The organism is Geodermatophilus sp. SYSU D00700 (genome assembly GCF_054050255.1).
In genome coordinates this window covers 80,280-89,388 of the sequence record NZ_JBJGZA010000017.1, presented here as the reverse complement: position 1 = coordinate 89,388, position 9,109 = coordinate 80,280, and the positions used below count along the sequence as shown (strand labels likewise).

Genomic DNA, 9,109 nt, shown 5'->3' with positions numbered 1-9,109 from the left:
ACCCGCGGCATGCCGGGCCCCCGAACCAGGCCCCCCCCCCCCCCGCCGCCCGCGGGACCGCGCCGCCGCCCGTCCCCGGGTGCGCGGCCCGCCTGTGTGCACCGCCACCCTCCCCGCTGGGGCCAGACCGGATGAGTTCCGGACGCACCCGGCGTTCCCCAGCAAGCAGAACAGCGATCGGCAGGAGCGAGAGACAGCGATGGCGGGACAGAAGATCCGCATCAGGCTGAAGGCCTACGACCACGAGGCGATCGACGCCTCGGCGCGGCGCATCGTGGACACGGTCACGAAGACCGGAGCGCGCGTCGTCGGCCCGGTGCCGCTGCCGACGGAGAAGAACGTGTACTGCGTCATCCGCTCGCCGCACAAGTACAAGGACTCGCGGGAGCACTTCGAGATGCGCACGCACAAGCGGCTCATCGACATCCTCGACCCGACGCCGAAGACGGTCGACGCGCTCATGCGCATCGACCTGCCGGCCTCGGTCGACGTCAACATCCAGTAAGGGACCGAGACCAGTCATGGCGAGTACGTTCCGCGGGCTCCTCGGCGAGAAGCTGGGGATGACCCAGGTCTTCGACGAGAACAACCGCATCGTGCCGGTGACCGTCGTCAAGGCGGGCCCGAACGTGGTGACGCAGGTGCGCACCCCCGAGGTCGACGGCTACTCGGCCGTCCAGCTCGGCTTCGGCGAGATCGACCCCCGCAAGGTGAACAAGCCCGAGGGTGGCCACTTCGCCAAGGCCGGCGTCACCCCGCGCCGCCACCTGGTGGAGCTGCGCACGGAGGACGCCTCCGAGTACACGGTCGGCCAGGAGCTGACCGCCGAGGTGTTCGAGGGCGTGGCCAAGGTCGACGTCATCGGCACGAGCAAGGGCAAGGGCACCGCCGGTGTCATGAAGCGTCACGGCTTCCGGGGCCTGGGTGCCGCGCACGGCACCCAGCGCAAGCACCGGTCGCCGGGCTCCATCGGCGGCGCCTCGACCCCGGGCCGTGTCTTCAAGGGCCTGCGCATGGCCGGCCGCATGGGCGCGGTCAAGACCACGACGCTCTCGCTCGTCGTCCACAAGGTCGACGCCGAGCGCGGCCTGATCCTGATCAAGGGCGCCGTCCCCGGCCCGAAGGGCGGCCTCGTGCTCGTCCGCTCGGCCGTCAAGGGCGGGCCCGTGGGGAGTGACAACCAGTGACCCGCTCGACCGCGACCGAGGCCGCGCGCGCCGACCGCCAGGTCGACGTCCGCACGCCGGCCGGGGAGACCTCCGGCAGCGTGACGCTGCCCGGCGACCTGTTCGACACGGCGACCAACGTCTCGCTGCTGCACCAGGTCGTGGTGGCCCAGCTGGCCGCCGCCCGCCAGGGCACGCACGCGACCAAGACCCGCGGTGCCGTCCGCGGCGGTGGCGTCAAGCCCTACCGCCAGAAGGGCACCGGCCGCGCCCGGCAGGGCTCGATCCGGGCCCCGCAGTTCACCGGCGGTGGCACCGTCCACGGCCCGCAGCCCCGCGACTACTCGCAGCGCACGCCCAAGAAGATGAAGGCCGCCGCCCTCCGCGGCGCCCTCTCCGACCGGGCGCGCGAGGGCCGCGTGCACGTCGTCACCACCTTCGTCGACGGCGACGCGCCGAAGACCAAGGCGGCGCTGGCCACCCTCGACGCCGTCACCAGCGCCAAGCGCGTGCTGGTGGTCCTCGACCGCGACGACGTCCTCAACTGGGTGAGCCTGCGCAACGAGCCGCGCGTGCACCTGATCGAGGCCGGCCAGCTCAACACCTACGACGTCCTGGTCAGCGACGAGGTGGTCTTCACCGAGACCGCCCTCGCCGAGTTCGTGGCCGGTCCGCACGGTGGTGCCCGCACCACCTCGCTGACCAAGCCCGACCTGACGACGCCGGACATCCCCGGTGCCATCCCGTCCGTCCAGCCGGCCCAGGGCACCACCGACCTGGACGTCGCCGCCGACGACGCCGACGAGGACGCCGGCACCGACACCACCGAGGAGACCAAGTGAGCGTCCGCGACCCCCGGGACGTCCTGCTGTCGCCGGTGATCTCGGAGAAGAGCTACGGGCTGCTGGACGACAACCAGTACACGTTCGTGGTGCTCCCCGAGGCCAACAAGACGCAGATCAAGATCGCCGTCGAGCAGGTCTTCAACGTGAAGGTCCTGTCCGTCAACACGATCAACCGCCAGGGCAAGCGCAAGCGCAGCCGGGGCACCCGGATGGGCAAGCGCAAGGACACCAAGCGCGCCATCGTCTCGGTCGCCCCCGGTGACCGCATCGAGATCTTCGGTGGTCCCGGCGCCTGAGCGCCCGGATCGTTCGGACCAGAGACAGAGGAACCGAGTCAGCAATGGCTATCCGCAAGTACAAGCCGACGACGCCGGGCCGCCGCGGCTCCAGCGTCGCCGACTTCGCCGAGGTCACCCGCGACCATCCCGAGAAGTCGCTGGTCCGGCCGCTGCACGGCCGCGGTGGGCGCAACGTCCACGGGAAGGTGACCGCTCGCCACCAGGGCGGCGGCCACAAGCGCGCGTACCGCCTGATCGACTTCCGCCGGGCGGACAAGGACGGCGTGCCGGCCAAGGTCGCGCACATCGAGTACGACCCGAACCGCACCTCGCGGATCGCGCTCCTGCACTTCGCCGACGGCGAGAAGCGCTACATCATCGCGCCGGCGCGGCTCAAGCAGGGCGACACGGTCGAGTGCGGCCCCTCGGCCGACATCAAGCCCGGCAACAACCTGCCGCTGCGCAACATCCCGGTCGGCACGGTGGTGCACGCCATCGAGCTGCGCCCGGGCGGCGGCGCCAAGATCGCCCGCTCGGCCGGCACGAGCGTCCAGCTGGTCGCCCGGGAGGGTCGTTTCGCCCAGCTGCGCATGCCGTCGGGCGAGATCCGCAACGTCGACGTGCGCTGCCGCGCGACCGTCGGCGAGGTGGGCAACGCCGAGCAGTCGAACATCAACTGGGGCAAGGCCGGCCGCATGCGGTGGAAGGGCAAGCGCCCGACCGTCCGCGGTGTCGCCATGAACCCGGTCGACCACCCGCACGGTGGTGGTGAGGGCAAGACCTCCGGTGGTCGCCACCCGGTGAACCCGAAGGGCAAGCCCGAGGGCCGCACGCGCAAGCGCAAGGCCAGCGACGCCCTGATCGTGCGCCGTCGCCGCACCAACAAGAAGCGCTGAGCGGGTAGAGGAGTCCGACAGACATGCCACGCAGCCTGAAGAAGGGCCCGTTCGTCGACGACCACCTGCTCAAGAAGGTGGACGCGCAGAACGAGAAGGGCACCAAGACGGTCATCCGGACCTGGTCGCGGCGCTCGACGATCATCCCGGACATGCTCGGCCACACCATCGCCGTGCACGACGGGCGCAAGCACGTGCCGGTGTTCGTGACCGAGGCGATGGTCGGGCACAAGCTCGGCGAGTTCGCCCCCACCCGGACCTTCCGGGGCCACGTCAAGGACGACCGCCGGTCCCGGCGGGGCTGAGCAGGGTCCCGGGAGAGAGAGACACGAGATGACTTCCCAGCTGGGAGAGGAGACGCAGGTCGCCCGGGCCACCGCCCGGTTCGTCCGCGTCGCCCCCATGAAGGCACGCCGGGTGGTGGACCTGGTCCGCTACCTGCCCACCGACGAGGCCCTGGCGCTGCTGCGGTTCGCCCCGCAGGCCGCCAGCGAGCCGGTGGCCAAGGTCGTCGCCAGCGCCGTCGCCAACGCCGAGCACAACCTGCGGCTGGACCCGGCCGCGCTCGTCGTCAGCGCCGCCTACGTCGACGAGGGCCCCACGCTCAAGCGGATCCGTCCGCGGGCGCAGGGCCGGGCCTACCGGATCAACAAGCGGACGAGCCACATCACCGTCGAGGTGAGCGAGGTCGGCTCCAGCGCCGAGCTCGCCGGCAAGTCCCGCACCGCCCGCCGCCGCACCGGCCAGTCCGGCCCCGCGGTCCAGCAGACCGGGCAGCAGGGCACGCAGCAGCGCGCCAACACGAGGGGAGGGACCCGCTAGTGGGTCAGAAGGTCAACCCGCACGGGTTCCGCCTGGGCATCACCACCGACTACAAGTCCCGGTGGTACGCCGACAAGCTCTACAAGGACTACGTCAAGGAAGACGTGGCCATCCGCAAGCTCATGACCAAGGGCATGGAGCGCGCCGGCATCTCCAAGGTGGAGATCGAGCGCACCCGTGACCGGGTCCGCGTCGACATCCACACCGCCCGGCCGGGCATCGTCATCGGCCGCCGCGGCGCGGAGGCCGACCGCATCCGTGGCGAGCTGGAGAAGCTCACCGGCAAGCAGGTGCAGCTCAACATCCTCGAGGTGAAGAACCCCGAGGCCGACGCGCAGCTGGTGGCCCAGGCCGTGGCCGAGCAGCTGTCGAGCCGGGTGAGCTTCCGCCGCGCCATGCGCAAGGCCATGCAGTCGGCCCAGCGCAGCCCGCAGGTCAAGGGCATCCGGGTGCAGTGCTCCGGGCGCCTCGGCGGCACCGAGATGAGCCGGTCGGAGTTCTACCGCGAGGGGCGCGTGCCGCTGCACACCCTCCGCGCGAACATCGACTACGGCCTGTACGAGGCCCGCACCACCTTCGGCCGCATCGGCGTGAAGGTGTGGATCTACAAGGGCGACGTCAGCGGCTCGCGTGCCGAGCGGGAGGCCCTCGAGGCCCTCGCCGCCCGGCAGCAGCGCCGTGAGCGGCCGCAGCGCCCCCGCCGGTCGGGCTCGAGCGGCACGACCGCCGGTGGCACCGAGGCCGGCCGCGCCGCGGCCGAGTCGTCGGGCGCGCCCACCGGCCCGGACACCGCCGACAGCACCCTGGCCGTGACCTCCGGCGAGGTCGCGGCCGAGCAGACCGTCGCCCAGGCGGCCGGCCCCGAGGGCACCGCGGCGGCCGAGACGACGGCGACCGACACCCAGACGGAGGGCTGACACGTGCTGATCCCCCGGCGCGTCAAGCACCGCAAGCAGCACCACCCGGACCGCTCCGGCCGGGCCAAGGGCGGTACCGCCATCAACTTCGGCGAGTACGCCATCCAGGCCCTGGAGCCGGCCTACGTGACCAACCGGCAGATCGAGTCCGCCCGTATCGCCATGACGCGGCACATCCGCCGTGGCGGCAAGGTGTGGATCTCGATCTACCCGGACCGTCCGCTCACCAAGAAGCCGGCCGAGACCCGCATGGGCTCGGGCAAGGGCTCGCCCGAGTGGTGGGTCGCCAACGTCAAGCCGGGCCGGGTGCTCTTCGAGCTCTCCGGCGTGGCCGAGCCGGTCGCCCGCGAGGCCATGCGCCGCGCCATCCACAAGCTGCCCATGAAGTGCCGCTTCATCACGCGTGAAGGAGAGGTGTGATGGCTGCCGGTCTGACCGCCCCGGAGCTGCGCGAGCTCTCGGCCGACGAGCTTGCCACGCGGCTGCGTGAGCACAAGGAAGAGCTGTTCAACCTGAGGTTCCAGGTGGCCACCGGCCAGCTGGACAACAACCGGCGGCTGCAGACCGTCCGCCGCGACATCGCCCGGATCTACACGATCATGCGCGAGCGCGAGCTCGGTCTCTCGGCCGCCCCGAACGAGGGTGTGGCATGAGCGAGCCCGACAACACCGCTGTCGCCAGCGGCCCCGGCCTGGCCGGCCGCGGCTACCGCAAGGTCCGCGAGGGCCTCGTGGTCAGCGACAAGATGGACAAGACGATCGTCGTCGAGGTCGAGGACCGCGTGAAGCACGGCCTCTACGGCAAGGTCATCCGCCGGACCAGCAAGCTGAAGGCCCACGACGAGCAGGGGGTCGCCGGCATCGGCGACCGCGTGCAGATCATGGAGACCCGGCCGCTGTCGGCCACCAAGCGGTGGCGGCTGGTCGAGGTCGTCGAGAAGGCCAAGTGAGGGGTCCGGGCGTCCCGGTCCTGTGACGGACGGCCCCTCGTGGGACGTCCGGGGACCAGGTACCCTGGACGACTGGCGCCCCTCCGGGTGAGCGCCGCATCCCGGTACCCGTGTCGGACGCACCGGCAGCCCTCCGCTGCCGGTGCGTCCGCACGTGGGAACCGGACAGCCGGTTCACCGTTCCGGCCCGGCTGTCACCACTGAGATTGGGAGTAGGACGTGATCCAGCAGGAGTCGCGACTGCGGGTCGCCGACAACACCGGTGCGAAGGAGATCCTCTGCATCCGGGTGCTCGGCGGCTCCGGGCGACGCTACGCGGGCATCGGTGACGTCATCGTGGCGACGGTCAAGGACGCGCTGCCGGGTGCCGGCGTCAAGCGCGGCGACGTCGTCAAGGCCGTCGTGGTCCGCACCGCCAAGGAGCGCCGTCGTCCCGACGGCTCCTACATCCGCTTCGACGAGAACGCCGCCGTGATCATCCGCGACAGCGGTGACCCGCGCGGTACCCGCATCTTCGGCCCCGTCGGCCGCGAGCTGCGCGACAAGCGCTTCATGCGGATCATCTCGCTCGCCCCGGAGGTGCTCTGACCATGGCCGACAAGAAGATGGCCGAGAACAAGAGGACGCCGTCCATGAAGGTCAAGAAGGGCGACACGGTCGTGGTCCTGTCCGGCAAGGACAAGGGCGCCCGCGGCCGCGTCATCGCCGCCTACCCCAAGCTGCAGAAGGTCCTCGTCGAGGGCGTCGGCCGCGTCAAGAAGCACACCCGCATCAGCTCGAACCAGCGGGGCGCGCAGCAGGGCGGGATCGTCACCCAGGAGGCTCCCATCCACGTCAGCAACGTGATGGTGATCGACTCCGAGGGCAAGCCGACCCGGGTCGGCCACCGCAAGGACGAGGAAGGCCGCAACATCCGGGTGTCGCGGCGGACGGGTAAGGACCTCTGACGATGACTGCACCCACCCGCGAGCTCCCGCGCCTGCTGGCGCACTACCGCGAGTCGATCGTGCCGGCCCTGCAGGACGAGTTCGGCTACGCCAACGTCATGCAGATCCCGCGGCTGACCAAGATCGTCGTCAACATGGGCGTCGGCGAGGCGACCCGCGACGCCAAGCTCATGGACGGCGCGGTGCGCGACCTGACCGCGATCACCGGCCAGCGTCCGGCCGTCGTCCGGGCCCGCAAGTCCATCGCGCAGTTCAAGCTGCGCGAGGGCATGCCCATCGGCGCCAAGGTCACCCTCCGCGGTGACCGCATGTGGGAGTTCCTCGACCGGCTCCTGGCGCTGGCCCTGCCTCGCATCCGTGACTTCCGCGGCCTGAACGCCCAGCAGTTCGACGGGCACGGCAACTACACGTTCGGGCTGACCGAGCAGTCGATGTTCCGCGAGATCGACGTCGACAAGATCGACCGTCCCCGCGGCATGGACATCACGCTGGTCACCACCGCGACCAACGACGAGGAGGGTCGCGAGCTGCTCCGCCTCCTGGGCTTCCCGTTCGCCGGCCAGCCCGTCGTCACCACCATCCGCTGAGCCGGGCCGAGGAGACACCGAGATGGCCAAGAAGGCGCTGATCAACAAGGCGGCCCGCAAGCCGAAGTTCGCGGTCCGCGGTTACACCCGCTGCCAGCGGTGCGGTCGTCCGCACTCGGTCTTCCGCAAGTTCGGCCTGTGCCGGATCTGCCTGCGGGAGATGGCGCACGCCGGCGAGCTGCCGGGCGTGAGCAAGTCCAGCTGGTAGTCCGCAGTACCCGCACCGCGCGCTGACCGCGCGGGGCGGCCCCAGCTCCACCGTTCGCCGAGAGGCCCACGCGAGGGACGCGTGAGGAACCGCGGCGAGAGAGGCACGACACCCATGACGATGACCGACCCGATCGCGGACATGCTCACGCGGCTGCGCAACGCGAACACGGCCTACCACGACTCGGCGCGCATGCCGTCGTCGAAGCTCAAGACGCACATCGCCGAGATCCTCCAGCAGGAGGGCTACATCGCCGGCTGGCGCGTCGAGGAGGTCGAGAAGGACGGCGCCACCCGCAAGGAGCTGGTGATCGACCTGAAGTTCGGCCCCAACCGCGAGCGCAGCATCGCCGGGGTGCGCCGGGTGTCCAAGCCGGGCCTGCGGGTCTACGCGAAGTCCAACGCCCTGCCCAAGGTGCTCGGCGGCCTCGGGGTGGCGATCATCTCCACCTCGACCGGGCTGCTGACCGACCGGCAGGCGACCAAGAAGGGCGTGGGCGGGGAAGTCCTCGCCTACGTCTGGTAAGAGGAGCGAGCGAGATGTCACGGATCGGACGACTGCCGATTCCGGTGCCCGGTGGTGTGGACGTCGCCATCGACGGCCAGACGGTCAACGTCAAGGGCCCCAAGGGCAGCCTGTCGCACACCGTCGCCGCGCCGATCACCGTCGCCAAGGGCGAGGACGGCACCCTGGCGGTGAGCCGTCCCGACGACCAGCGCGAGAGCAAGGCCCTGCACGGCCTCTCCCGCACGCTGATCGCCAACATGATCACCGGCGTCACCGAGGGCTACACCAAGACCCTCGAGATCGTCGGCGTCGGGTACCGCGTCCAGGCCCGGGGGAGCGACCTCGAGTTCGCCCTCGGCTTCAGCCACCCGGTGCCCGTGCGGGCGCCGGAGGGCATCACCTTCACGGTCGAGTCGCCCACGCGCCTGCGTGTCACCGGCATCGACAAGCAGCAGGTCGGCCAGGTGGCCGCCAACATCCGCAAGCTGCGCCGGCCGGACCCGTACAAGGGCAAGGGCGTCCGCTACCAGGGCGAGGTCGTCAAGCGCAAGGTCGGGAAGACGGGTAAGTGATGGCACAGACCGAGAAGGCCGCTCGGGTGCACTCGCCCGTCGGCACCGACATCAGCACGCGCCGCCGCGTCTCGCGGCTGCGCCGCCACAACCGGCTCCGCAAGCGGGTCGCCGGCACGGCCGAGCGTCCGCGCCTGGTGGTCAACCGCAGCTCGCGGCACATCCACGTGCAGGTCGTCGACGACACCGTCGGCCGTACCCTGGTGAGCGCCTCGACGCTGGACGCCAGCCTGCGCGGCGCCGAGGGCGACAAGTCCGCCCTGGCCCGCCGGGTCGGCACCCTGGTCGCCGAGCGCGCCCAGGCCGCGGGCATCACCCGGGTCGTCTTCGACCGCGGTGGCAACCGCTACCAGGGCCGTATCGCCGCGCTCGCCGACGGCGCACGAGAGGGCGGGCTGGACTTCTGATGAGCAGC

The 9,109-nt window shown here is 71.1% G+C and carries 18 protein-coding genes; all 18 read left to right on the top strand.

Annotated elements, in window-relative coordinates:
- The first annotated feature begins 199 nt into the window (after nucleotides 1-199).
- The 18 genes from rpsJ to rplR all read left to right on the top strand — a co-directional run bounded on the left by rpsJ (nucleotide 200) and on the right by rplR (nucleotide 9,101).
- Nucleotides 200-505 (top strand): 30S ribosomal protein S10, encoded by a 306-nt coding sequence (rpsJ, locus tag ACI79V_RS14335; protein WP_014742859.1) that lies wholly within the window; start codon nucleotides 200-202, stop codon nucleotides 503-505.
- Between the two features lie 16 nt (nucleotides 506-521).
- Nucleotides 522-1,187: a 50S ribosomal protein L3 gene (gene rplC, locus ACI79V_RS14330; protein ID WP_456874304.1), complete on the top strand. Its 666-nt coding sequence runs from the start codon at nucleotides 522-524 to the stop codon at nucleotides 1,185-1,187.
- Entirely contained in the window at nucleotides 1,184-2,008 is an 825-nt protein-coding gene (gene rplD / locus ACI79V_RS14325; protein WP_456874303.1) for a 50S ribosomal protein L4, read from the top strand. The genes rplC and rplD overlap by 4 nt, the downstream gene beginning before the upstream one ends.
- Nucleotides 2,005-2,307: a 50S ribosomal protein L23 gene (rplW, locus tag ACI79V_RS14320; RefSeq protein WP_456890277.1), complete on the top strand. Its 303-nt coding sequence runs from the start codon at nucleotides 2,005-2,007 to the stop codon at nucleotides 2,305-2,307. The genes rplD and rplW overlap by 4 nt, the downstream gene beginning before the upstream one ends.
- A gap of 44 nt (nucleotides 2,308-2,351) precedes the next feature.
- Nucleotides 2,352-3,185: a 50S ribosomal protein L2 gene (gene rplB / locus ACI79V_RS14315; RefSeq protein ID WP_089402108.1), complete on the top strand. Its 834-nt coding sequence runs from the start codon at nucleotides 2,352-2,354 to the stop codon at nucleotides 3,183-3,185.
- 23 nt (nucleotides 3,186-3,208) lie between these two features.
- Entirely contained in the window at nucleotides 3,209-3,490 is a 282-nt protein-coding gene (rpsS, locus tag ACI79V_RS14310; protein WP_089402109.1) for a 30S ribosomal protein S19, read from the top strand.
- Nucleotides 3,491-3,518: 28 nt separating this feature from the next.
- Nucleotides 3,519-4,007: a 50S ribosomal protein L22 gene (gene rplV, locus ACI79V_RS14305; protein ID WP_456874301.1), complete on the top strand. Its 489-nt coding sequence runs from the start codon at nucleotides 3,519-3,521 to the stop codon at nucleotides 4,005-4,007.
- Nucleotides 4,007-4,924 carry a 30S ribosomal protein S3 gene (gene rpsC / locus ACI79V_RS14300; RefSeq protein WP_456874300.1) on the top strand — a complete coding sequence of 306 codons (918 nt, stop codon included), beginning with the start codon at nucleotides 4,007-4,009 and terminating at the stop codon, nucleotides 4,922-4,924. The genes rplV and rpsC overlap by 1 nt, the downstream gene beginning before the upstream one ends.
- Before the next feature lie 3 nt (nucleotides 4,925-4,927).
- Complete coding sequence (rplP, locus tag ACI79V_RS14295) at nucleotides 4,928-5,344, top strand: 50S ribosomal protein L16 (RefSeq protein ID WP_456874299.1); 417 nt, start codon at nucleotides 4,928-4,930, stop codon at nucleotides 5,342-5,344.
- Nucleotides 5,344-5,577 (top strand): 50S ribosomal protein L29, encoded by a 234-nt coding sequence (rpmC, locus tag ACI79V_RS14290; RefSeq protein WP_073421354.1) that lies wholly within the window; start codon nucleotides 5,344-5,346, stop codon nucleotides 5,575-5,577. Before rplP ends, rpmC begins: the two co-directional genes overlap by 1 nt.
- On the top strand, nucleotides 5,574-5,873 hold the full coding sequence (gene rpsQ, locus ACI79V_RS14285) for a 30S ribosomal protein S17 (RefSeq protein ID WP_089402113.1): 300 nt from the start codon (nucleotides 5,574-5,576) through the stop codon (nucleotides 5,871-5,873). The genes rpmC and rpsQ overlap by 4 nt, the downstream gene beginning before the upstream one ends.
- 219 nt (nucleotides 5,874-6,092) lie before the next feature.
- The gene (gene rplN, locus ACI79V_RS14280; RefSeq protein WP_072919076.1) at nucleotides 6,093-6,461 is read left to right on the top strand and encodes a 50S ribosomal protein L14; all 369 of its coding nucleotides are present in this window, start codon (nucleotides 6,093-6,095) and stop codon (nucleotides 6,459-6,461) included.
- 2 nt (nucleotides 6,462-6,463) lie between these two features.
- Complete coding sequence (gene rplX / locus ACI79V_RS14275) at nucleotides 6,464-6,820, top strand: 50S ribosomal protein L24 (RefSeq protein WP_456874298.1); 357 nt, start codon at nucleotides 6,464-6,466, stop codon at nucleotides 6,818-6,820.
- A gap of 2 nt (nucleotides 6,821-6,822) precedes the next feature.
- On the top strand, nucleotides 6,823-7,407 hold the full coding sequence (rplE, locus tag ACI79V_RS14270; protein ID WP_456890275.1) for a 50S ribosomal protein L5: 585 nt from the start codon (nucleotides 6,823-6,825) through the stop codon (nucleotides 7,405-7,407).
- 22 nt (nucleotides 7,408-7,429) lie between these two features.
- The gene (locus ACI79V_RS14265) at nucleotides 7,430-7,615 is read left to right on the top strand and encodes a type Z 30S ribosomal protein S14 (protein ID WP_012950469.1); all 186 of its coding nucleotides are present in this window, start codon (nucleotides 7,430-7,432) and stop codon (nucleotides 7,613-7,615) included.
- A gap of 120 nt (nucleotides 7,616-7,735) precedes the next feature.
- Nucleotides 7,736-8,140 (top strand): 30S ribosomal protein S8, encoded by a 405-nt coding sequence (gene rpsH / locus ACI79V_RS14260; RefSeq protein ID WP_456890272.1) that lies wholly within the window; start codon nucleotides 7,736-7,738, stop codon nucleotides 8,138-8,140.
- A 14-nt stretch (nucleotides 8,141-8,154) separates the two neighbouring features.
- Nucleotides 8,155-8,694: a 50S ribosomal protein L6 gene (gene rplF / locus ACI79V_RS14255; RefSeq protein WP_456890270.1), complete on the top strand. Its 540-nt coding sequence runs from the start codon at nucleotides 8,155-8,157 to the stop codon at nucleotides 8,692-8,694.
- Nucleotides 8,694-9,101, top strand: coding sequence for a 50S ribosomal protein L18 (rplR, locus tag ACI79V_RS14250; RefSeq protein ID WP_456874294.1), 408 nt, complete (start codon nucleotides 8,694-8,696; stop codon nucleotides 9,099-9,101). The genes rplF and rplR overlap by 1 nt, the downstream gene beginning before the upstream one ends.
- Nucleotides 9,102-9,109 lie beyond the last annotated feature (8 nt).